The sequence below is a fragment of the Geodermatophilus sp. SYSU D00710 genome (assembly GCF_054050195.1).
On sequence record NZ_JBJGYX010000002.1, the window covers coordinates 83,075 to 105,150 of the forward strand.

Below are 22,076 nucleotides of genomic sequence, written 5' to 3' on the forward strand. Positions count from 1 at the left end.
ACGTGCCGACCCGTGCTGCTCGAGCTGCTCATCGTCGCCGGTCTGCTGCTCGTCGCACTGCCGGCGCTGTGGCTGGGCGTCCGCGGGCTGACGCTGCGCACCGGGCACTACAGCAGCGACGTCTCCGCCGACCGCGCCTCGCTCGTGCTGCTGGTCACCCTCCGCCTGCTGGTGCTGCTGCTGGTGTTCGCCCTCACCGCGGTCACGCTCGTGTCCGCCGTCGGGGCGATCGTCCGCGACCTGGAGCTGCCCGGCCTGGTGCCGGTGTTCTTCCTGCTCGACCTGCTGCTGGCCGTGCTGGTGCTGCTCACCTTCGGGCGTCGCGGACGGCGGCGACCGCGTCGACCAGCGACCCCTGCAGCCCGGTGAGCCAGTAGTAGACGGCCAGCTGCTGGCCCTCGTCGCCGGTCGGGTCCTCCGGTGGCTCGGTCTCCTCGGTGACGCCGATCCGCTCCCCCAGCGCCAGCCGCAGGTCGTTGGTGGTCCGCAGCCACGCACCGGCCTGCTCGGGGTCCAGGCGCACCTCCCCGCCGCCGTCGGGCAGGGTCGCGCGGACGGCGGCCAGGTCGTCGGTCTTGCCGCTGCGCAGCGCCGCCTCGGTGAGCTCCCGGTAGTCGGCGGCCAGCCCGGGGTCGCTGCGGTGGCCCGCGGGCAGCAGGCGGGTCATCACCGGGTCGCCCTCGACGTCGTCGGGGTCCGCGGCGAGCAGCTGCTCGAGCTGGTCGAGCAGCAGCCCGAGGACGCCGGACTCGGCCGCCTCCAGCCGGGCGACGACGTCGCCGCCCTTCCTCCGGAACGGCCTCATGCGTCCTGCTGGTAGGTGGCCCACAGCCCGTAGGCGTGCAGCCGGCTGGTGTCGTGCTCCATGCGCTCCCGCGGCCCGGAGCTGACCACCGCCCTGCCGTCGTTGTGCACCTGCAGCATGAGGGTGGTCGCCGTCGGCTCGTCGTAGCCGAACAGCTCCCGCAGCACGTGGGTGACGTAGGTCATGAGGTTGACGGGGTCGTTCCAGACGATGGTCACCCACGGACGGTCGAGGTCCTCGACCTCGTCGACCGTCGGCTCGGTCGTCCGGCTCGGGGCGAGTGGTCCGGCCACGCGACCACCATAGGACGGCCGGACCCGGTCATCCCGGGTGAGGTCGCGGCGGCCGACCTAGGCTCCCGTCCCATGCCGACGGGTCCCGCGCTGTTCACCGACCGGTACGAGCTGACGATGGTCGCCGCCGCGCTGGCCGACGGCACCGCCTCCCGCGACTGCGTCTTCGAGGTCTTCGCCCGGCGGCTGCCGCACGGCCGGCGCTACGGCGTCGTCGCCGGCACCGGCCGGCTGCTCGAGCTGCTCCCCCGGTTCCGGTTCGGCGACGCCGAGCTCGCGACCCTGCGGGAACAGGGGCTCAGCGACACCCGGCTGCTGGACTGGCTGGCCGACTTCCGCTTCTCCGGCGACGTCGACGGCTATGCCGAGGGCGAGCTGTTCTTCCCCGGGTCGCCGGTGCTCACCGTGCGCGCGCCCTTCGCCGAGGGCGTGCTGCTCGAGACGCTGGTGCTCTCGGTGCTCAACCACGACAGCGCGATCGCCTCGGCGGCCGCGCGCATGGTGGCCGCCGCCTGCGAGCGGCCGTGCATCGAGATGGGCTCGCGGCGCACGCACGAGCAGGCCGCCGTGGCGGCGGCCCGGGCCGCCCACCTGGTCGGCTTCGTCTCCACGTCGAACCTGGAGGCCGGCCGGCGCTACGGCGTGCCGACGACGGGCACCAGCGCGCACGCCTTCACCCTGCTGCACGACGACGAGGCCGCTGCCTTCCGCGCGCAGGTCGACACCCTCGGCGTCGGCACCACGCTGCTGGTGGACACCTACGACGTCGTCCAGGGCATCCGCACCGCCGTCGAGGTGGCCGGGCCCGGGCTCGGCGCCATCCGGCTGGACTCCGGCGACCTGCCCACGCTGGCCACCGCCGCCCGGCAGCAGCTCGACGAGCTCGGCGCCGAGCGGACCCGGATCCTCGTGACCAGCGACCTCGACGAGTTCGCGATCTCCGGGCTCATGGCCGCACCGGTCGACGGCTACGGCGTGGGCACCGCGCTGGTCACCGGCTCGGGGGCGCCGACGGCGGGGATGGTCTACAAGCTGGTCGAGCGCGACGGTGTACCGGTGGCCAAGCGCTCGGAGGGCAAGAACTCCACCGGCGGGCGCAAGTCCGCCCTCCGCCGGCACGACGCCGACGGCACGGCCGTGGCCGAGGTGGTCAGCAGCGGGCCGATCGAGCCGCGCGAGGGCGACCGGTCGCTGGTGGTCCCGCTGGTGCGCGCCGGTGCGGTGGTGGCGCCGTCGTCGCCGACCGACGTGCTGTCGGCGGCCGCCGCACACCACCGGCGGGTGCGCGAGGCGCTGCCGGCCGAGGCGTGGGCGCTCTCCCGCGGGGAACCGGTGCTGGAGACGGTGAGCTCGTGATCGGGGGTCCGCGGTGAGGCGCGCGCTGCTGGTGGTGGACGTGCAGAACGACTTCTGCGAGGGAGGCAGCCTGGCCGTGTCGGGCTGCGGCGTGGTGGCCGCTGCGATCACGGAGCACGTCCGGTCCGGCGGTTACGCGCACGTGGTCGCCACCCGCGACCACCACGTCGACCCCGGCGGCCACTTCTCCGACGAGCCGGACTACCTCGACACCTGGCCGGCGCACTGCGTGGTCGGCACCGGGGGCGTGGAGCTGCACCCGGCGCTGGACCGGGCGCTGCTGGAGGCGGTCTTCGACAAGGGCGAGTACGCGGCGGCCTACTCCGGCTTCGAGGGCCGGGCCGACGGCGTCGCGCTGGCCGACTGGCTGCGCGAGCGCGGGGTGGACGCCGTGGACATCGCCGGCCTGACCACCGACCACTGCGTGCGGGCGACCGCACTCGACGCCGTCGCCCAGGGCTTCGCCGCCAGGGTGCTGCTGCACCTGACCGCCGGCGTCGCCGAGGCCTCCACCACCGCCGCGCTCGAGCAGCTCCGCACCGCCGGCGTCGAGCTGGAGGGCGAGGTCCACCGCCCCGCGAGGTGAGCCGCCCCACGAGGTGAGCCGACCCGCGCAGGACGGCGGGTCGACCGCGGGGCCGGAGGCTCCCGGTCGGGACGTCGTGGCAGGGCTCAGCGCAGCGATCGGCCTCGGTGCAGGGGCCCGCGCCGAGCGTGCGAGGCGTGGGGGGTACCGAGGTCCTTCCAGGCACGTGGCCGCGGTGTCGGCCGGTAGGCCGACAGGTCACAGGGCGTCGAGGACCTCGTCCCGGGTGAAGCCGAGGACCTGCAGGACGGCGTCGAGGTAGGGCTGGTTCAGCGCGGCGTGCGCCTGCTCGCGCACCACCGGCTTGGCGTTGAAGGCGATGCCCAGACCCGCGGCGTTGAGCATGTCCAGGTCGTTGGCGCCGTCACCGACGGCGACCGTCTGCTCCAGCGGGATGCCGTGCTCGGCGGCGAAGCGGGCCAGCGCGCGGGCCTTGCCGGGGCGGTCGACGATCTCGCCGACCAGCCCCCCGGTCAGCCGGCCGTCGGCCACCTCGAGGGTGTTGGCCGCGGCGAAGTCGAGACCCAGGGACTCCGCCAGCGGGTCGGTGACCTGCGTGAAACCGCCGCTGACGATCCCGCAGCGGAACCCCAGCCGCTGCAGCGTGCGGATCAGCGTGCGCGCCCCCGGGGTGAGCTCGAGGTGCTCGCGGACCTCGTCGAGCACCTCCACGGGCAGCCCCGCCAGCGTGGCCACCCGCGCGCGCAGCGACTCGGCGAAGTCCAGCTCGCCGTTCATCGCGGCGGCGGTGATGCGGGCCACCTCGGCGGCCCGGCCGGCGCGGGCGGCCAGCTCGTCGATGACCTCGCCGCGGACCAGCGTCGAGTCGACGTCGAGGACGATCAGCCGCTTGCTGCGCCGGGCCAGCCCCACCTGCTCGACCGCGATGTCGGCGCCGGTGGTGCTGGCGACGACGGCGAGCGCGGTGCGCAGCGCGGTCGCCTCCGCACCGGAGACGGTCAGCTCCAGGCTCGTGACGGGGTAGTCGGAGAGCCGCCGGATCGCGTCGATGTTGCCGCCGACGCCGGCGATGGCGGTGGCCGCTCCGGCGACCGCGCCCGGCGGCACCGGGCGCCCCAGCAGGATGACGTGGTGCGGCCGGCCCGGGCGGGCGTCGTCGGGACGCCGGTCGGAGGCCGACTCGACCGCCACCCGCACCCCGGTGGCCGCGGCGACGTCGGCGCCCAGCCGGGACAGGCCGGCGAGGAACGCCGGCTCGTCGAGCGGGCCACCGGCCGGGCCCTCGACCGGCGCGGCGCCGACGACGACGCCGAGCACCAGGTGGCCGTGCACGACGACCTGCTCGACGTCGACCACCTCCACCGGCGGGACGCCCGCGCTCCCGTCGGCCAGCGCGCCGAAGAGCCGGGCGGTCACCCCCGGCCGGTCGGCGCCGGTGACCGTGAGCAGCGCGCGGGGCCCCTCCCCGACGGGCTGCGGCGAGACACGGGGCGCGGGGTCGAGCGACACGGCGGCCATCGTGCCGCACCGCCCCGTCCGCTCCGGCGACCGGTGCGGAGCCCGACCCCGGACGCGGCGATGCCCCGCCGGCCCGAGGCCGGCGGGGCATCGCCGAGAGGTGCTGTCGCGCTGGACTCAGAAGGGGTCGGGGTCGTTCGGGCCCTGCCGGGGTCCGGTCCCGCCGGCCAGCTCGCTGACACCGCCGTAGGGCTCGTGCCGCTTGCCGACGTGGGCCTCGCGCTGCAGCCGCTCGATGAGGTGCGGGTAGTGCGCCTCGAACGCCGGGCGCTCCGACCGGATCTTCGGGATCTCGGTGAAGTTGTGCCGCGGCGGCGGCGAGGACGTGGCCCACTCGAGCGAGTTGCCGTGGCCCCACGGGTCGTCGCGCAGCGCCAGCCGACCGTACTTCCACGACTTCACCACGTTGTAGAAGAACGGGATGGTGCTCGCGCCGAGGATGAACGAACCGATGGTCGAGATCACGTGCAGCGTGGTGAACCCGTCGGTGGGCAGGTAGTCGACGTACCGCCGCGGCATGCCCTCGGTGCCCAGCCAGTGCTGCACCAGGAACGTGGCGTGGAAGCCGATGAAGGTCAGCCAGAAGTGCAGCTTGCCCAGCCGCTCGTCCATCATCCGGCCGGCCATCTTCGGGAACCAGAAGTAGATGCCGGCGTAGGCGGCGAACACCACGGTGCCGAAGACGACGTAGTGGAAGTGGGCGACGACGAAGTAGCTGTCGTTGACGTGCCAGTCCAGCGGCGGGCTGGCCAGCAGCACACCGGTGAGCCCGCCGAGCAGGAAGGTGACCAGGAAGCCGATCGAGAACAGCATCGGCGTCTCGAACGTCAGCTGGCCGCGCCACATGGTGCCGATCCAGTTGAAGAACTTGATGCCGGTGGGGACGGCGATCAGGTAGGTCAGGAAGGCGAAGAACGGCAGCAGCACCGCGCCGGTGGCGTACATGTGGTGCGCCCACACCGTCAGCGACAGGCCACCGATGAGCAGTGTCGCGCCGACCATGCCCTTGTAGCCGAACAGCGGCTTGCGCGAGAACACCGGGATGACCTCGGTGATGATGCCGAAGAACGGCAGCGCGATGATGTAGACCTCGGGGTGGCCGAAGAACCAGAACAGGTGCTGCCACAGCATCGGGCCGCCGTTCTCGTCGGAGAAGACGAGGGCGCCGAGGTTGCGGTCGGCCAGCATGCCCAGCAGGGCGGCGGTGAGGATCGGGAAGGCCAGCAGCACCAGCAGGCTGGTGACCAGCGTGTTCCAGGTGAAGATGGGCATCCGGAACAGGGTCATGCCCGGCGCCCGCAGGCAGACGATCGTGGCGGTGAAGTTGACCGCGCCGAGGATGGTGCCCAGACCGCTGACCGCCAGGCCGGTGAACCACATGTTCACGCCGGCGCCGGGGGTGTGCACCACGTCGGAGAGCGGGGCGTAGGCGTACCAGCCGAAGTCGGCGGCACCGCCGGGGGTGAGGAAGCCCGAGACCGCGATCAGGCTGCCGAAGAAGAACAGCCAGAAGGAGAAGGCGTTCAGCCGCGGGAAAGCGACGTCGGGCGCACCGATCTGCAGCGGCATGATCAGGTTCGAGAACGCGAAGAACAGCGGCGTCGCGAACATCAGCAGCATGACCGTGCCGTGCATGGTCACCAGCTGGTTGTACTGCTCCGGCGAGAGGAACTGCAGGCCGGGCTGCCCCAGTTCGCCACGGATCAGCATGGCCATGAAGCCACCCACGACGAACCAGGCGAACGAGGTGGCCATGTACATCAGGCCGATGGTCTTGTGGTCCGTGGTCCGCAGCAGGTTCGAGAGCCGCGCACCCCGCTGGACCTCGCGAGCCGGGCTCGGCCGGCTCACGATCGGTGCAGGCGCGATCGTCACGGCCGCAGCTTAGACCGTGCACGCCGGGTGCGTCGGGGCCCACCGGTGGGCGCGCCGGTGCCCGGGGGCCCGGGCCAGGGCACGCCCGGATCACATCATGATCACTCCGGGTTTCCGCCCTGCTCAGAGGGGGAACAGGACCGTCTGGCCCTGGAGATCCCAGGAACCCCGGCCGCCTCGGCCAGCCCTCGTGGGAGGTCCACCGTGGAGATCCTCTGGAACATCATCGTGCTGATCGTCGTCGGCGCCATCGCCGGCTTCATCGCACGTGCCGTCGTCCCCGGCAAGCAGTCGATGAGCGTCGGCATGACGATCGTCCTCGGCATCATCGGCTCGTTCGTCGGCAACCTGCTCGGGAGCCTGATCAGCGGCCGCGGCTTCGAGCTCGGCACCGCCGGGATCATCGGCTCGATCGTCGGCGCGATCATCGTGCTGCTGGTCTACGTGTTCGCCACCCGGGGACGCACCCGCTCGCGCATCTGACCGGGCGAGGGGCTCCCGACCCCTGGGGGCTCCACGCCCGGTGGTGCGGTGTGCGGAGGGGCCCGGCCGTCTCGGCCGGGCCCCTCCGTCGTGCGCGGGGGGTCAGACCGTCCAGGTGGTGACGTCGACGGCCAGGGTGACCCGCACGCGCGGCGGCAGACCGGCGACCGCCTCGGCCAGCTGCCCGGGCGACAGGTGCCGGGCGTGCGGTCCCATGCCCACCACCGCCGCCACGGCCCGGTGGTCGAGCTCGAGCTCCTCGCGGTGCGCTCCCGCCCCGGCCGGCGCCAGGTGCGGCTCCAGCGACCCCGCCAGCCGCGCGGCCTTGTCGGGGTCGACCCGCAGCAGCCCGAGCGGCCCCACCAGCTCGGCGAGGTGGTCCGGGCCCGGGGTGGCCACCACCAGCCGGCCCCCGGGCCGCAGTACCCGGGCGGTCTCGGGACCGTTCCGCGGGGCGAAGGCGACCAGCACCCGGTCGACGGCGCCGTCGCGCACGGGCAGTCGCGCCCAGGTGTCGGCGACGACGGCGAGCGCGCGCGGTGAGGCGCCGGCCGCGCGGCGCGCCGCGTAGCGCGAGGAGTCGAGCACCACCCCGACGGCGTCCGGCAGCCGCTCGAGCACCCCCGCCAGGTGGTGGCCGGTGCCGCCGCCGAGGTCGAGCACGGAGCCGACCGGCCCCCCGCCCGCGGCGACCGCGTCGGCCAGCACGCGGGTCAGCCCGGCGTAGGTGCCGGCCGTCAGCACCTCGGCCCGGTCGGCCACCATCTGCGCGCTGTCGCCCGAGGGCGGCGTGTGTCCCGGTGGCAGCAGCGTCACGTGCCCCTGCCGCGCCCGGTCGAAGGCGTGCCCGGCCGGGCAGCGCACGCCGGTGTCGCCGGGCAGCGCCGACAGCGGCGCCCCGCACACCGGGCAGGCCAGCAGCGCGACCGCCCGCGGTGGCCAGGGCCGCCGGGTCACCGGGGGACGGGGTGCAGGGTCACCCGCGTGAGGACCCCGCCGTCGGCGACAGCGGTCAGGAAGGTGCCGTGCGGCTGCCGGCGGCGGTCGGTGGGCGAGCCGGGGTTGAGCAGCCGCAGGCCGGCCGGGGTGCCGGCGGCCGGGGCCACGGTGTCCCACGGGATGTGGCTGTGGCCGAAGAACAGCACGTCGGTGTCCGGGAACCGGGCGGCGCAGCGGCGCTCGCGGCCCTTCGCGTCACCGGTCTCGTGGACGACGGCGACGCGCAGCCCCTCCACCTCGGCGCGGGCGACCTCGGGCAGCCGCTCGCGGAGGGGCCCGTGGTCGTTGTTGCCGTGGACGGCGAGCAGCCGCCGCGCCCGCGCCTCGAACCGGTCGAGCAGGGCGACGTCGACCCAGTCGCCGGCGTGCACGACGAGGTCCGCCGCGTCGATGGCGGCCCACAGGGAATGAGGTAGGTCACGTGCACGCCTGGGCCAGTGCGTGTCGGCCGTCACCACCAGCGAGAGGGGCACCATCCCATCGTCGCAGGGCGTTACGTTGCGTCCCGGCCGACGACCTCGGCCGCCTCCCGCTCGAGTCCCCGAGGACCCCCATGACCCACCCGTCCACTCCCCCGCGCCCGGACGCCGCGGCGGCGGAGCCCTACGAGAAGCGCTGGCTGGCCCTCGGCGTCATCGCGATGACCGTGCTGCTGGTCATCCTCGACGCGACGATCGTCAACATCGCGTTGCCCGCCGTCTCCGCGCCGGAGTCCGAGGGCGGGCTGGACATCAGCGCCGCCACCCAGCAGTGGATCGTCACCGCCTACACCCTGACCTTCGGTGGCTTCCTCCTCCTCGGCGGCCGCATCGCCGACTTCTGGGGACGCAAGCGCACCTACCTCGTCGGCGCGGGCGGTTTCGCCCTCGCTTCGGCGCTCGGTGGCATCGCGCAGAACGAGGCGATGCTCTTCGGTGCCCGGGCGCTGCAGGGCGTCTTCGGGGCTCTGCTCGCGCCCGCGTCGCTCGCACTGATCACCGTGCTGTTCACCGACGCCCGGGAGCGGGCCAAGGCCTTCGCCGTCTACGGCGCCATCGCCGCCGGTGGGTCGGCGGTCGGCCTGCTGCTCGGCGGGGTGCTCACCGAGTACGCCGACTGGCGCTGGTGCTTCTGGGTGAACCTGCCGGTCGCCCTGCTGGCCGTCGTCCTGGCCGTCCCGATCGTCCCGGAGAGCAAGGCCCCCGGGGACACGAGGTACGACATCCCCGGTGCCGTGCTGGTGACCCTCGGCCTGGCGTCGATCGTGTACGGGTTCACCCGGGTCGCGGAGGCCTCGCAGACCAACGCCGCGGAGGCGGCGGCCGCCAACGCGGCGGCCGCGGCACAGGGCGGCACGACGTTCGCCGCGCCCGAGAGCGGTTGGACCGACGGGCCCGCGTGGGTGTTCATCGTCGGCGGACTGGTGCTGGTCGTCCTCTTCGTGCTGCTGGAGCTGCGCACCCGCAACCCGCTGCTGCCGATGCGGATCGTCCTCGACCGCAACCGCGGCGGGGCCTACCTCACCTCGACGCTGGTGGGCGCCGGGCTGATCGGCGCCTTCTTCTTCCTGAGCCTGTACTTCCAGCAGGTGCTCGGCTACGAGCCGGTCATCGCCGGTCTGGCCTCACTCCCGACGACACTGGGCATCCTGGTCTCCGCAGGCGCGGCCAGCGCGCTGACCCCGCGGACCGGGCCCAAGCCGCTGATGGTGCTCGGCGGTCTGCTGGCCGCGGCCGGGCTGTTCACGCTGTCGTTCGTCGGGCTCGACACGAGCTTCTGGACGCTGCCCTTCCCCGGCCAGCTGCTGCTGGGACTCGGCTTGGGCTTCACGTTCGTGCCGCTGTCCAACCTGGCGCTCGTGGGCGCCGGGGAGCACGACGCAGGCGCCGCCAGCGCGGTGCTCAACGCCACCCAGCAGGTGGGCGCCTCGATCGGCACCGCGGTCCTCGCCTCGCTGTCGGTGGGCGCGATCAGCGCCTACACCGCCGACGCGCTGACCTCCGGCGCCAACCCGCAGGACCCGGCCGTCGGCCTGCAGGGGCAGGTCGAGGGCTACACGACGGCGTTCACCTGGGCCGCCGCCCTGCTGGTCGCCGGCTCGGTCGTGGCCGCGCTGCTGATCAAGGCGACCAAGGACGACATCCCGGCCGGCGACGCCGTCGTCCACGTCGGGTGAGCCACTGAACCGCGGACACCGCCCGCGTCCCCACCCGGGGACGCGGGCGGTGTCGCGTCAGGAGCCGGGCCGTGTGGCCATCGCCCGGAGCCGGGCGTTGTAGGCCTCGAGCTCGGCGTCGTCGGTGCGCGCGGCGACCCGGTCGATGCGGCGGCCGCGGCGCTCCTCCGAGCCCATCCAGCTGTACAGGACGACGACGAGGACGAAGACCGTCGGCAGCTCGCCGAAGGACCAGGCGATGCTGCCGGCGGTGTTCTGGTCGGCGAGCGGGTCCACGCCCCAGCCGGCGGGCGGGTCGGCGAAGGTCCGCACCACCAGCGACGACGACATCATGACCGCGACGCCGAAGAAGGCGTGCAGCGGCATCGGGATGAGCAGCTCGAGCATCCGGCCGGCGTGGCCGACCTGCCGGGGCCACGGGTCCTGCGCCAGGATCGGCCCGAAGAACAGCAGCCCGGTCACGGTGAAGTGGGCGAGCATGAACTGGTGCCCGAGCGGGTCGCCCATGAGGGCGTCGAACACGGGCGTGAAGTAGACGCCGTAGAGGCTGACCAGGAACAGCGGCAGCGTGAACAGCGGGTGTGAGACGAAGCGGGCGACTCTGCTGTGCAGGGCGTCGAGCAGCAGCGCCCGCGGCACCCCGGCCAGTCCCCTCCCCCGCGGCAGCGACCGCAGCGCGAGGGTGACCGGGCGGCCGAGCAGCAGGAGCAGCGGCGCGACCATCGACAGCACCATGTGCTGGGCCATGTGCACGCTGAACAGCACCATGCCGTAGCCGTTCAGCCACGTCCCGGTGACGGCGAACAGCGACAGGCAGCCGGCCACCCACGTCGCGGTCCGCCACCACGGCCAGGCCACGCCCGAGCGCCGCAGCCGGACCACGCCGACCAGGTAGACCACGAGCCCGAGCAGGGCGAGCACCGGCAGCACCGACCAGGCATCGAGGTGCGGCAGGAACAGCCGTCCCCACGTGGGCGGCTCGCTGGGCACCCACATGCCCGAGTGGTGCCCGTGCTCCACCTGTACCTCCGGTCCTCCGCGGTCGACCACCCCACTGTCCCACCTGGTGAGAGGATGGAACGGCCACCCTCCAGGGTCCCGCGCCGAGCCTTGCCAGGCGTGGGGGGAAGGTGGTCCTTCCTCAGTCGTGGACGGGGGCCTCGTGGCCGGCGTGCGCCTCGGCCTCGATCTGGAAGGTGCAGTGCGGGACGTCGAAGTGGTCGCCCAGGCAGGCGCACAGCGCGTCGAGGACCCGCCCGCCGTGCCCGTCGGCCAGCACCTCGTCGGTGACCACGACGTGCGCCGAGAGCACCGGCAGGCCGGAGGTGATCGTCCAGGCGTGCAGGTCGTGGACGCCGATGACGCCCTCGACCCCGAGCAGGTGGGCGCGGACCCGGTCGAGGTCGACGTCGCGCGGGGCGGCCTCGAGCAGCACGTCGAGGGACTCCCGCAGCAGCGCCCAGGCCCGCGGCAGCACCAGGCAGCCGACCAGCAGCGCGGCGACGGTGTCGGCCGGCGTCCACCCGGTCAGGGCGACGACGCCCCCGGCGACCAGGACCGCCACCGAGCCGAGCGCGTCGCCGAGCACCTCGAGGTGGGCGCCGCGGACCGCGAGCGACCCGCGGCGCCGGTGCAGCAGCGCCAGCCCCACGAGGTTGGCCAGCAGGCCGGCGGCGGCGACGGCGAGCACCACCGCGGAGTCGATCTCGGGCGGGTCGCCGATCCGGCGGACGGCCTCGACCACGACGACGACGGCGACCCCGGTGAGCAGCAGCCCGTTGGCGACGGAGGCCAGGATCTCCACCCGCTGCCAGCCGAACGTGCGCCGGCCGCGGGCCGGGCGCTGGGCCAGGGTGACCGCGCCGAGGGCCAGACCGATCCCGAGCGCGTCGGTGACCATGTGGCCGGCGTCGGCGAGCAGCGCCAGCGACCCGGACACCAGCGCGCCGACGACCTCGGCCCCGGCCACCGCGAGGGTGAGCGCGAGGACCAGCGCGAGCCGACCACGGGACGCGCCTGCGGCGGTGCCGTGGCCGTGTGCGTGCCCGGCTCCCATCGGCGCCACCTCCCCTCCCCCGGCAGTGTCCCCGCACGAGCACCCCCCCTGCCCGGACCTGCCGGGAGGGGGCGTGTCGAGGGGGCCTCGCTCAGATGGCGACGCCGCGCTCCCGCAGCCACGGGAGCGGGTCGATCTTCTGCCCGTCGATGCCGCCGACGTGCACCTCGAAGTGCAGGTGCGGCCCGGTGGACTGACCGCGGTTGCCCAGCAGCGCGATGGTGTCGCCGGCGCGGACCACCTGGCCGGGCTGGACGAGGATCTCCTCCATGTGCCCGTAGACGGTGACGTCGCCGTTGTCGTGCTGGATGTAGACCACGTTGCCGTAGCCGCTGGCCGGGCCGGCCTCGAGGACGACGCCGTCGGCCGCCGCGTACTCCGGCGTGAGCATGGGGGCGGCCAGGTCGATGCCGGCGTGCAGCTTGCCCCAGCGCGCGCCGAAGCCGCTGGTGAGCCGGCCGCCCTCCACCGGCAGGACCGCCTCGGGCCGGGCGGCCTCCGCCGCCGCGGCGGCGGCCGCCTCCGCGGCGACCCGCTCCGCCTCCGCCTGCGCCTGGGCGGCTGCGGCCTCCTCGGTCTCGCGCGCGGTGCGGCTGGCGGCCAGCTCGCCGAGCAGGGCGGCGTCGGAGCGCAGCTCGGCGGCTCCGGCGGCCGCGGCGGACTCCTCGCGGTCCAGGCCGAGCTCCTGGGCGACGCTCACCGAGGAGCTCACCGGCTCGGTGCCGACGGCCTGGGCTGCCCGGTCACCGGTGGCGGAGGTGCCGAGACCGACCGCGCCGACGAGCGCGGCGGCCAGGTAGAAGGCCGGGCGGCGGCGCGGCGGCCGGAGCCGGCGGAGGGTCCGGCGCCGGGTGTGACCGCCGGCCACGGCGGGCCGGCCGTCCTCGGGCGCGGCGGCCTCGGACTCGGCGGTCCCGGACTCGGCGGTCCCGGACCCGGCCGTCTCGGGCCCGGACTCCTCGCGGGGGACGACGACGGCGGCCAGGGCCTGCGCGTCGGCGGCCTCGACGAGCTCCGTGGTGTCGGCGACGGCGGTCACCGGCTCGGCCGCGAGGACCTCCTCGACGACGTCGGCGGGCGCCGGGACGCGGTCGTCGACGACCGTGTTGCCGCTGACGACGACCGTGCGGACCTCGAGGCCGGTGGCAGTGGAGCCGGCCGCGACGCCGGAGCGCGGGCGTGATGTGGGCCGGGGGCGGGCGGAACGGGTGGCGGTGCTCTTCCCGGCCGGCGACGTCTCCCCCTGACGCCGTTCCGGGGCCGTCCGCTGGGCCTTCCCGGCCGGGGCGCGTCGCCGGGAGGGCGATGCCGCTGTGGCCTGTCGGGAGGGCCGGCCCGCGGGGTCGTGCGGGGTCCCTCCGTCGGAGAGGCGGTCGGGGTGGCGCTCGGACATACACCTGGCTCTCGTCGGGGACGGGGTCGTCGTGCGGTGCCCGGGGGAGCGGGCGGGGCCCATGTAAACACGCCGTGATGGTTTCGTGATCTGAGTCGAGGGGTATCGAAACTCGGTTCGGTGGCATGGGTCACGCAGTCACACAGATGTCGTTCGACGCAGCGTCAACTGTTTCTCTACGCAGGGTGAGAGACGCGCCGCTGAGGCCACACGACCAGCGCGACGAGCCTCACGTGGGGCAGGAGCCCGTGCGGAACCCCTTGACGAGGAGCTGAGGAGCCCACTCATGCGCGCAGTCACCTGGCACGGACGTGCCGACGTACAGGTCGACACCGTCCCCGACCCGTCGATCCAGGAGGACACCGACGTCGTCGTCGAGATCACCTCCAGCGGGATCTGCGGGTCGGACCTGCACCTGATCGAGGTGATGGCGCCGTTCATGTCCAAGGGCGACGTCATGGGCCACGAGCCGATGGGGGTCGTCCGCGAGGTCGGGTCCGCGGTGACCGCCGTCAAGCCGGGCGACCGCGTCGTCGTGCCGTTCAACATCTCCTGCAACACCTGCTGGATGTGCTCGCAGGGCCTGCAGTCGCAGTGCGAGACCACGCAGAACCGCGACCAGGGCTTCGGTGCCTCGCTGTTCGGCTACACCAAGCTCTACGGGCAGGTCCCCGGCGGCCAGGCGGAGTACCTGCGGGTGCCCTTCGGCAACACGCTGCCCATCAAGGTCCCCGACGGGCCGGCCGACGACCGGTTCGTCTACCTCTCCGACGTGCTGCCGACGTCCTGGCAGGCGGTGCAGTACGCCGCGACGCCGCCCGGCGGCACCCTGCTGGTGCTGGGGCTGGGACCCATCGGTGACATGTGCACCCGGATCGCCGCCCACCTCGGCGTCCGGGCCGTCGGGGTCGACGTCGTCCCCGAGCGGCTCGCCCGCGCCACCGCCCGCGGCACCGAGGTGATCCGCACCACCGACCAGGACGACGTCGTCGCCGAGATCCGCGACCGCACCGACGGCCGCGGCGCCGACGCGGTCATCGACGCCGTCGGCATGGAGGCGCACGGCTCCCCGCTGGCGCAGATCGCCCAGAAGGCCTCCGCCGTCGTCCCGGACGCGATCATGGCGCCGGTGATGAAGGTCGCCGGCATCGACCGGCTGGCGGCGCTGAACACGGCCATCGAGGCGGTCCGGCGCGGCGGGACCATCTCGCTGTCGGGCGTCTACGGCGGGGCCACCGACCCGATGCCGCTGTCGAAGATGTTCGACAAGCAGATCCAGCTGCGGATGGGCCAGGCCAACGTGTGGCGCTGGGTGCCCGACATCCTCCCGCTGCTGGTCGAGGGCGACCCGCTCGGCGTCGACGACTTCGCCACCCACCGGGTGCCGCTGGAGCAGGCACCGCAGGCCTACGCCGACTTCCGCGAGAAGAAGGACGGCGCGGTGAAGGTGCTCCTGCAGCCCTGACCGGTCCTGTGACCGGACCCACCGGCCGCGCGGGGCATGTCCCGCGCGGCCGGTTCCTTGTCCCCGGGTAGGACCCGCACGGACGACGACGTCCGCACGTTCCCGCTCGCCCGCCGTCGTCCCCCTGGAGTCCTCCCGTGCCCCGCGGCCTGCTCGCCCTCGCCATCGGCGCCTTCGGCATCGGCACCACCGAGTTCGTCGTCATGGGCATGCTGCCCGAGATCGCCGACGGTCTCGGGGTGTCGGTGTCGGCGGTGGGCCTGCTCATCTCCGCCTACGCGGTCGGCGTCGTCCTCGGTGCCCCGACGCTCACCGCGCTCGGGGTCCGCTTCTCGCCCCGGCAGACGCTGGTCGCGCTGATGGGCGTGTTCGTCGTGGGCAACGCCCTGTCGGCGCTCGCCCCGACCTACGAGACCCTGGTCGCCGCCCGGGTGGTCACCGCGCTGGCGCACGGCTCGTTCTTCGGCGTCGGCGCGGTGGCGGCCCGCCGCCTGGTGCCACCGGAGCGCGCGACGCAGGCCATCTCGCTGATGATCACCGGCCTGACGCTGGCCAACGTCGTCGGGGTGCCGCTGGGCACCTTCGTCGCCCAGCAGCTGAGCTGGCGGCTCGTCCTCGGCGCCATCGCCGGGATCGGGCTGGTCACCATCGCCGGGCTGCTGGCCTGGCTGCCGGCCGGGACCGGGGAGCGCGGCGACCTGCGCTCGGAGCTGGCCGCCTTCCGCCGCGGTCAGGTGTGGCTGGTCCTGACCCTGACGATGGTCGGGTTCGCCGCGCTGTTCGCCGTCTACAGCTACGTCAGCCCCATCCTGACCGAGCTGGCCGGCCTGCCCGAGGGCTGGGTGACCCCGGTGCTGGCCCTGTTCGGCGTCGGCACGACCGTCGGCACGCTGGCTGGCGGGCGGCTGGGCGACCGCTTCGGGTTCTCCTTCGTCGCCGCCGGCCTGCTGGTCACCGCCGTGCTGCTGGGGGCGTTCGCGCTGCTCGCCCGCACGCCCGCCGCGGCGATCGCCCTGCTGGTGCTCTTCGGCACCGTGGCCTTCGCGATGGGCCCGGTCGTCCAGAACGGCGTCATCGAGGCGGCCCGGGTGCGCGGCGGCAGCCTGGTGTCCGCGGCCAACCAGGCGGCGTTCAACGTGGCCAACGCGCTCGGAGCGGCCCTCGGCGCGCTCGTCCTGTCCCTCGACCTCGGCTACACCGCGCCGATGTGGGTCGGGGCGGGGCTGGCGCTGGTCGGCAGCGGCCTGGCGCTGGCGGTCCGGCGGGCCGACCGCCGCGAGCGCGCGCGGGTGACCGCCGACGTCCGGCGGTGGCGCCAGGAGGTGGGCGACCGGCTCGACCGGGCCGCCTGAGCACCGCGGGTCGGGCGGCGCCGACCGGGTAGGACGGGGCCATGACGGTCTTCCACGCCGAGAGGTCAGGGCAGTTCCCGCTGGGGGACCGCACGGTCAACCGGATCGGCCTCGGCGCGATGCGGCTGGCCGGTCCCGACGCCCTCGGCCCGCCCGCGGACCGGGACGCCGCCGTCGCCCTGCTGCGCCGGGCCGTGGAGCTCGGCGTCGACCACGTCGCGACCAGCGGCTCCTACGGCCCGCACGTCACCAACGAGGTCGTCCGCGAGGCGCTGCACCCGTACCCGGAACAACTGACGATCGTCACCGCGGTGGGCACCCGGCGGACCCCGGACGGCGCGTGGCACGAGGCGCTCACCCCGGAGGAGCTGCGCTCGGCCGTGCAGGACGACCTCGACCACCTCGGTGCCGACGTCCTCGACGTCGTGGTCCTGCGGATGCCCGGCTCCGCCGGGCCCGTGGAGCGCTCGCTGGCCGAGCCGTTCGGGGCGCTGGCGCAGCTGCAGCAGGAGGGTCTGGTCCGCCACCTGGGCGTCTCCCACGTGACGACGCAGCAGTTCGCCGAGGCGCGGGCGATCGCGCCGGTGGTGTGCGTGCACAACCGCTACGACCTGCTGCACCGCGACGACGACCCGATGGTCGACGCGCTGGCCCGCGAGGGCGTCGCCTTCGTGCCCTGCGCCCCGCTCGGCGGGTCCCCGCCGCTGCGCACGGCGGCGCTGGAGACCGTGGCCCGGCGGCTGGAGACCACGCCGGAGCAGGTGGCGCTGGCGTGGCTGCTGGTCCGCTCCCCCAACCTGCTGCTCGTCCCGGGCACCTCGTCGGTGGCGCACCTGGAGGAGGACCTGCAGGCCGCGGCACGGGTGCTCGGGCCGGCCGAGACGGAGGAGCTCGACCGGATCGGCGGCACCGGCGAGCCCGACGTCGACCTCTGACCGCTCAGGTCCGCCCGGCGGGCTGCGCGACCGGGCCGAGCACCCGGTCGAGGTGCGCGTTGCCGAGCACGCCGGCGGGGTCGAGCCGGGCCCGCAGCGCGGTGAACTCGCCGAACCGCGGGTAGCGGCCGGCCAGCGCGGCCGCGTCCAGGCCGTGCTGCTTGCCCCAGTGCGGCCGGCCGCCGACCTCGGCGGCGATCGCCTCGAACGCCGAGAACCAGCCCCCCGAGCGGTCGCGGGCCGGCACGTGGACGGCGACGTACGCGGTGTCCCGCCCGGACGCGGTCGACAGGGGGACGTCGTCGGCGGCAGCGACCCGCACCTCGACGGGGAACGGGATGCGCCACGGCCCGGCGTCGACCACCCGGCGCAGCTCGGCGAGCACCTCCGGGGCGGCCGCCCGCGGGACGGCGTACTCCATCTCGCGGAACCGGACCCGCCGGCGGGCGACGAACACCCGGTGGGCGAGGTCGGTGTGGGGGCGCCTGCTGAAGGCGCCGGCCGAGAGGCGGGCGAGGGGCGGGACCAGCGCGGGCACCCGGCGACCGGCCGCGACGACGGCGGCGAACCCGGCGTTGGCCAGCACCTCGCCGTCCCACAGCGCCCGCGCCCGGGACGGCGGCGCCAGCTCCGACAGTGGCACCCGGGTGTTGCACTTGGTCACGCACCGGTCGGTGTGCGGGAACCAGTAGAACTCGACGTGGTCGGTCGAGGTCATGACCTCGTCGAAGGCGGCCAGCAGGTCCGGCAGCCGCGCCGGGCCCTCCTCGGCCCGCAGGGCGAAGGCGGGCACGGCCTGCAGCGTCACCGTGCTCAGCACGCCCAGCGCGCCGAGCCCCACGCGGGCGGCGGAGAAGACGTCGGGGTGCTCGGCCGGTGAGCAGCGCAGCACGGCGCCCTCGGCGGTGACCAGCTCGAGCGCCCGCAGCTGGGTGGCCAGGCCGCCGAAGCGGGCGCCGGTGCCGTGCGTGCCGGTGGACACCGCGCCGGCCACGGTCTGCCGGTCGACGTCGCCGAGGTTGGTCAGCGCCCAGCCGCGCCTGGCGAGCTCGGCGTCCAGCCGGTGCAGCGGCATGCCGGCCTGCACGGTGACCAGGCCGGCGTCGTCGACGTCGACCAGCGCGGCGTGCCGGCGCAGGCTCAGCGCGACGTCCTCGGGCCGGCCGATGCCGCTGAACGAGTGGCCGCTGCCCAGTGCGGTCACGCGGCGGCCCGCGGCGCCGGCCGCCCGCAGCTCCGCGGCGATCGCCTCCGTGCCGGCCGGGGTGACGACGGTGAGCCCGGTCGCCCGCTGGTCGCCCGCCCAGTTGCGCCAGGTACCCGTGCGCCGGCTGCCCGCCACGTCGTCCTCCTCCGGTGTCCGCGGCAGTGTGTCCGCCCCGGCTCCACCCGTCGAGGGCCTTGCCCCGCTCCGCTCCCGCCCGGGAGGCTCCGGTGCCGTGACCGCCCCGGCGCGGGCCCGGCTCGACGCCGCGACCGCCGACCTCGACCCGCCGCTCGCCGTCCTCGACCTCGACGCCCTCGACGCCAACGCCGCCGCGCTGGTCCGCCGGGCGGGCCGGCGGCCGGTGCGGGTGGCGAGCAAGTCCGTGCGCAGCCGCGCGGTGCTGCGGCGGGTGCTGGCGCGGCCGGGCTTCGCGGGCGTGCTGGCCTACTCGCTGGCCGAGGCGCTGTGGCTGGCCGGCGGCGAGGACCCGGTGTGCGAGGACGTCGTCGTCGGCTACCCCTCGGCCGACCGGGCCGCGCTGCGCCGGCTGGTGGCCGACCCGGTGCTCGCCGCCCGGGTGACGCTGGTGGTCGACTCCCCCGCCCAGCTCGACCTCGTCGACGCCGTCGCCGCCCCCGGGACCCGCCCGCCGGTGCGGGTGTGCCTCGACCTCGACGCCTCGCTGCGCGCCGGCGGCGGGCGGGTCCACCTCGGCGTGCGCCGGTCGCCGATGCACGACCCGGCCGGCGCCGCGGCGCTGGCCCGCACGGTGCACGGCCGGGCCGGGTTCACGCTGGTGGGGCTGATGGCCTACGAGGCGCAGGTGGCCGGGGTCCCCGACGCCCCGCCCGGGCGGCCGGTGCGCGCCCTGGCGGTGCGCGGGGTGCAGGCGCTGTCGATGCGGGAGCTGGTGCGGCGGCGGGCCGCGATGGTGGCCGCCGTGTCGGCGGTGGCGCCGCTCGAGTTCGTCAACGGCGGCGGCACCGGCAGCCTGGAGCGCACCGCGGCCGACCCGTCGGTGACCGAGGTGGCCGCCGGGTCGGGGCTCTACCAGCCGACGCTCTTCGACGGCTACCGCGCCGTCCGCGGCCAGCCGGCCCTGCTGTTCGCGCTGCCGGTCACCCGCCGCCCGGCACCCGGGATCGTCACCGTGGCGGCGGGGGGCTGGATCGCGTCCGGCCCGCCCGGCCCCGACCGCTCCCCGCGCCCGGTGCACCCGGCGGGGCTGCGGCTGCTCGGCACCGAGGGCGCCGGTGAGGTGCAGACGCCGCTGCGGGGTCCGGGCGCCGGTGGGCTCGCGGTCGGCGACCGGGTGTGGTTCCGGCACGCCAAGGCCGGCGAGCCGTGCGAGCACGTCGACGTCCTGCACACGCTGGCCGGCGACCGGCTGACCGGCGCCGTCCCGACGTACCGGGGCGAGGGCCGCGCGTTCGGCTGACGCCGCGGGTGGCCCTCCGTGTCGATCATCGGATGCGTGCACGCGACACGGCCGGACACGCCGCCCGGCCGTGCACACGTCCGATGATCACCGCCCGGAGCCTGCGTGACGCCCGGGCGTTCAGTCGGCGTCGTTGGCCAGCAGGGCGCGGGCCTCGGCGGCCTCGTCCTCGGTGAACCCGCCCGAGCCCTCGGGGTGGTGGACCTGGGTGTCGATCCACCGGCGGTGCGCCTCCCACGCCGACTGGCGGGTGGCGCCGAGCGCCCGGCCGATCTGCGCCCACGACGCGCCGGTGGCCCGCGCCGTGCGCACCGTGAGCTGCCGGCCCTGGGCGGCCCGGCGGGCGATGACCTCACCCAGGGCCAGCAGCTCCAGCGCCTCCGCCCGGGTGAGCGGGCGCGGGCCGGCCGGGTCGTCGGGGTCGGCCAGCGAGTCGCGGGCCCGCAGTTCGTCGTACCGCCGGACGGCGCTGGCGAGGGTGTGCTGCCGCTCGAGGTCGTCGACGTCCATGCCCCAGCATCCGTCAGGCTGCCCTGACTGTCCAGGCAGCCTGACAGCGGTCAGCGGGCGCGGACGACCCGGGTCTCGTCGAACACCGGGTCGGCCGACTCGTACACCCGGCCGTCGGCGCCGAAGACCAGGAACCGGTCGAACGAGCGCGCGAACCACCGGTCGTGGGTCACCGCGAGCACGGTGCCGTCGAAGGCGGCCAGTGCCTCCTCCAGCGACTCCGCCGAGAGCACGTCGAGGTTGTCCGTGGGCTCGTCGAGGAGCAGCAGCGTGGCGCCCGACAGCTCCAGCACCAGGATCTGGAACCGCGCCTGCTGCCCGCCCGACATCGTGCGGAACGGCTGGTCGGCGGAGTCGGTGAGCCCGTAGCGGCGCAGCACCGCCATCGCCCGGCCGCGGTCGACGCCCGGCCGGCCCGGCTCGCCGTGCCAGAGCAGGTCCACCGGCGTGCGGTCGAGCCACTCGGGGTGCGCGTGGGTCTGGGCGAAGAAGCCGGGGACGACGCGGGCGCCGAGCCGCCAGGACCCGGTGTGCGCGACGTCCTGGCCGGCCAGCAGCCGCAGGAAGTGCGACTTGCCCGCGCCGTTCGCGCCCAGCACCGCCACCCGGTCGCCGTACCAGACCTCCAGGTCGAACGGCTGCATCAGCCCGGTCAGCTCCAGCTGCTCGGCCATGACGGCGCGCTGCCCGGTGCGGCCGCCGCGCAGCCGCATGGCCACCTTCTGCTCCGGCGGCCGGTCCGGCGGCGGGCCCGCGGCCTCGAACCTCGCCAGCCGCGTCTGCATGGCGCGGTAGCGCGAGGCCATGTCCGGCGAGTTGGCCGCCTGCTGCTGCAGCGTGCGGACCAGGTCGACCAGCCGCTGGTGCTCCTCGTCCCAACGCAGCCGCAGCTCGGCCATCCGCTCGTGCCGCGCCGCGCGGGCCTCCGGGTAGGTCGTGAAGCCGCCACCGTGCACCCACGCGGTCCCGCCCTCGACGGTGACCACCCGGTCGGCGACCCGCGCGAGCAGCTCGCGGTCGTGGCTGACGAACAGCACCGTCTTGCGGGTCTCGAGCAGCCGCTCCTCCAGCCAGCGCTTGCCGGGGACGTCGAGGTAGTTGTCCGGCTCGTCGAGCAGCAGCACCTGCTCGGGCCCGCGGAGCAGCGCCTCGAGCGCCAGCCGCTTCTGCTCGCCGCCCGACAGCGTGGACAGCTCCCGGTACTTGCACCGGTCGTAGGGCACGCCGAGCGCCGCGACGGTCACGGTGTCCCAGGTGACCTCGGCGTCGTAGCCGCCGGCGTCGCCCCACTGCGCGAGCGCGTCGGCGTAGGCCAGCTGCGCGGGCTCGTCGTCGGTCTCCATGAGGGTCAGCTCGGCGGCCTCCACGGCGTGCCAGGCCTCGCGCACGGCCGGGGCGGACAGGTCGACGAGGAAGCGCTGCACGGTGGTGTCGTCGCGGACCGAGCCGATGAACTGCCGCATGACGCCCAGGCCGCCGCTGCGGACGACCGCCCCGGCCTCGGGCAGGAGGTCCCCGGCGACGATCCGCAGCAGCGTCGTCTTCCCGGCGCCGTTCTCCCCGACCAGCGCCGCGCGGGCGCCGTCCCCCACGCGGAAGGAGACGTCGTCCAGCAGCACCCGGCCGTCCGGCAGCGTGTGCCGGACCCCGCTCACGTCGACGGAACCCACCCGGTCATCGTCGGCGACG

At 75.1% G+C, this 22,076-nt stretch carries 21 protein-coding genes; 9 read left to right on the forward strand and 12 right to left on the reverse strand.

All coding sequences use genetic code 11. The features are described from left to right. Positions 1–12 precede the first annotated feature (12 nt). Positions 13–369 (forward strand): hypothetical protein, encoded by a 357-nt coding sequence (locus ACI78U_RS01485; protein WP_456873508.1) that lies wholly within the window; start codon positions 13–15, stop codon positions 367–369. Here the strand turns inward: ACI78U_RS01485 and ACI78U_RS01490 are convergent. Both ACI78U_RS01490 and clpS read right to left on the reverse strand, forming a co-directional pair. After that, positions 308–805, reverse strand: a complete 498-nt coding sequence (locus ACI78U_RS01490) for a DUF2017 family protein (protein WP_456873509.1) — start codon at positions 803–805, stop codon at positions 308–310. The genes ACI78U_RS01485 and ACI78U_RS01490 overlap by 62 nt on opposite strands. Further along, positions 802–1,098 carry an ATP-dependent Clp protease adapter ClpS gene (gene clpS / locus ACI78U_RS01495; protein ID WP_456873510.1) on the reverse strand — a complete coding sequence of 99 codons (297 nt, stop codon included), beginning with the start codon at positions 1,096–1,098 and terminating at the stop codon, positions 802–804. Before clpS ends, ACI78U_RS01490 begins: the two co-directional genes overlap by 4 nt. A gap of 72 nt (positions 1,099–1,170) precedes the next feature. On the opposite strand from clpS, the gene ACI78U_RS01500 reads away from it, so the two are divergent. After that, on the forward strand, positions 1,171–2,454 hold the full coding sequence (locus ACI78U_RS01500; protein ID WP_456873511.1) for a nicotinate phosphoribosyltransferase: 1,284 nt from the start codon (positions 1,171–1,173) through the stop codon (positions 2,452–2,454). Positions 2,455–2,467: 13 nt separating this feature from the next. Then, complete coding sequence (locus ACI78U_RS01505) at positions 2,468–3,040, forward strand: isochorismatase family protein (protein WP_456873512.1); 573 nt, start codon at positions 2,468–2,470, stop codon at positions 3,038–3,040. A 198-nt stretch (positions 3,041–3,238) separates the two neighbouring features. Here ACI78U_RS01505 and serB read toward each other — a convergent pair whose 3' ends face one another. Further along, a complete protein-coding gene (gene serB / locus ACI78U_RS01510) occupies positions 3,239–4,510 on the reverse strand; it encodes a phosphoserine phosphatase SerB (RefSeq protein WP_456873513.1) in 1,272 nt (423 codons plus the stop codon). A 126-nt stretch (positions 4,511–4,636) separates the two neighbouring features. Next, the gene (gene ctaD / locus ACI78U_RS01515) at positions 4,637–6,394 is read right to left on the reverse strand and encodes an aa3-type cytochrome oxidase subunit I (RefSeq protein WP_456873514.1); all 1,758 of its coding nucleotides are present in this window, start codon (positions 6,392–6,394) and stop codon (positions 4,637–4,639) included. Between the two features lie 204 nt (positions 6,395–6,598). Between ctaD and ACI78U_RS01520 the strand changes: the two genes are divergently transcribed. Beyond that, complete coding sequence (locus ACI78U_RS01520) at positions 6,599–6,877, forward strand: GlsB/YeaQ/YmgE family stress response membrane protein (protein WP_456873515.1); 279 nt, start codon at positions 6,599–6,601, stop codon at positions 6,875–6,877. A 102-nt stretch (positions 6,878–6,979) separates the two neighbouring features. Here ACI78U_RS01520 and ACI78U_RS01525 read toward each other — a convergent pair whose 3' ends face one another. Together ACI78U_RS01525 and ACI78U_RS01530 are read right to left on the reverse strand one after the other, a co-directional pair. Continuing rightward, positions 6,980–7,834, reverse strand: coding sequence for a putative RNA methyltransferase (locus ACI78U_RS01525; protein ID WP_456873516.1), 855 nt, complete (start codon positions 7,832–7,834; stop codon positions 6,980–6,982). Then, positions 7,831–8,352: a metallophosphoesterase family protein gene (locus ACI78U_RS01530; RefSeq protein ID WP_456873517.1), complete on the reverse strand. Its 522-nt coding sequence runs from the start codon at positions 8,350–8,352 to the stop codon at positions 7,831–7,833. The genes ACI78U_RS01525 and ACI78U_RS01530 overlap by 4 nt, the downstream gene beginning before the upstream one ends. Before the next feature lie 77 nt (positions 8,353–8,429). On the opposite strand from ACI78U_RS01530, the gene ACI78U_RS01535 reads away from it, so the two are divergent. Next, positions 8,430–10,031: an MFS transporter gene (locus tag ACI78U_RS01535; protein ID WP_456873518.1), complete on the forward strand. Its 1,602-nt coding sequence runs from the start codon at positions 8,430–8,432 to the stop codon at positions 10,029–10,031. A 57-nt stretch (positions 10,032–10,088) separates the two neighbouring features. Here the strand turns inward: ACI78U_RS01535 and ACI78U_RS01540 are convergent, their stop codons facing one another. The 3 genes from ACI78U_RS01540 to ACI78U_RS01550 all read right to left on the reverse strand — a co-directional run bounded on the left by ACI78U_RS01540 (position 10,089) and on the right by ACI78U_RS01550 (position 13,480). Beyond that, complete coding sequence (locus ACI78U_RS01540; protein ID WP_456873519.1) at positions 10,089–11,051, reverse strand: cytochrome c oxidase assembly protein; 963 nt, start codon at positions 11,049–11,051, stop codon at positions 10,089–10,091. A gap of 121 nt (positions 11,052–11,172) precedes the next feature. Beyond that, on the reverse strand, positions 11,173–12,087 hold the full coding sequence (locus tag ACI78U_RS01545) for a cation diffusion facilitator family transporter (protein ID WP_456873520.1): 915 nt from the start codon (positions 12,085–12,087) through the stop codon (positions 11,173–11,175). A gap of 91 nt (positions 12,088–12,178) precedes the next feature. Continuing rightward, positions 12,179–13,480, reverse strand: a complete 1,302-nt coding sequence (locus ACI78U_RS01550) for a peptidoglycan DD-metalloendopeptidase family protein (protein WP_456873521.1) — start codon at positions 13,478–13,480, stop codon at positions 12,179–12,181. Positions 13,481–13,766: 286 nt separating this feature from the next. Between ACI78U_RS01550 and ACI78U_RS01555 the strand changes: the two genes are divergently transcribed. The 3 genes from ACI78U_RS01555 to ACI78U_RS01565 all read left to right on the forward strand — a co-directional run bounded on the left by ACI78U_RS01555 (position 13,767) and on the right by ACI78U_RS01565 (position 17,232). Further along, complete coding sequence (locus ACI78U_RS01555) at positions 13,767–14,945, forward strand: alcohol dehydrogenase catalytic domain-containing protein (RefSeq protein WP_456873522.1); 1,179 nt, start codon at positions 13,767–13,769, stop codon at positions 14,943–14,945. A 137-nt stretch (positions 14,946–15,082) separates the two neighbouring features. Beyond that, on the forward strand, positions 15,083–16,297 hold the full coding sequence (locus ACI78U_RS01560) for an MFS transporter (RefSeq protein ID WP_456873523.1): 1,215 nt from the start codon (positions 15,083–15,085) through the stop codon (positions 16,295–16,297). A gap of 41 nt (positions 16,298–16,338) precedes the next feature. Next, positions 16,339–17,232, forward strand: coding sequence for an oxidoreductase (locus ACI78U_RS01565; RefSeq protein ID WP_456873524.1), 894 nt, complete (start codon positions 16,339–16,341; stop codon positions 17,230–17,232). A 4-nt stretch (positions 17,233–17,236) separates the two neighbouring features. Here the strand turns inward: ACI78U_RS01565 and ACI78U_RS01570 are convergent, their stop codons facing one another. Further along, positions 17,237–18,574 carry a D-arabinono-1,4-lactone oxidase gene (locus ACI78U_RS01570; protein WP_456873525.1) on the reverse strand — a complete coding sequence of 446 codons (1,338 nt, stop codon included), beginning with the start codon at positions 18,572–18,574 and terminating at the stop codon, positions 17,237–17,239. Between the two features lie 97 nt (positions 18,575–18,671). Here ACI78U_RS01570 and ACI78U_RS01575 point away from each other — a divergent pair, with 97 nt between their 5' ends. Beyond that, positions 18,672–19,877 carry an alanine racemase gene (locus ACI78U_RS01575; protein ID WP_456873526.1) on the forward strand — a complete coding sequence of 402 codons (1,206 nt, stop codon included), beginning with the start codon at positions 18,672–18,674 and terminating at the stop codon, positions 19,875–19,877. Between the two features lie 120 nt (positions 19,878–19,997). Here the strand turns inward: ACI78U_RS01575 and ACI78U_RS01580 are convergent, their stop codons facing one another. Further along, positions 19,998–20,387, reverse strand: coding sequence for a hypothetical protein (locus tag ACI78U_RS01580; protein ID WP_456873527.1), 390 nt, complete (start codon positions 20,385–20,387; stop codon positions 19,998–20,000). Between the two features lie 50 nt (positions 20,388–20,437). Continuing rightward, positions 20,438–22,057, reverse strand: coding sequence for an ABC-F family ATP-binding cassette domain-containing protein (locus tag ACI78U_RS01585; protein ID WP_456873528.1), 1,620 nt, complete (start codon positions 22,055–22,057; stop codon positions 20,438–20,440). Positions 22,058–22,076 lie beyond the last annotated feature (19 nt).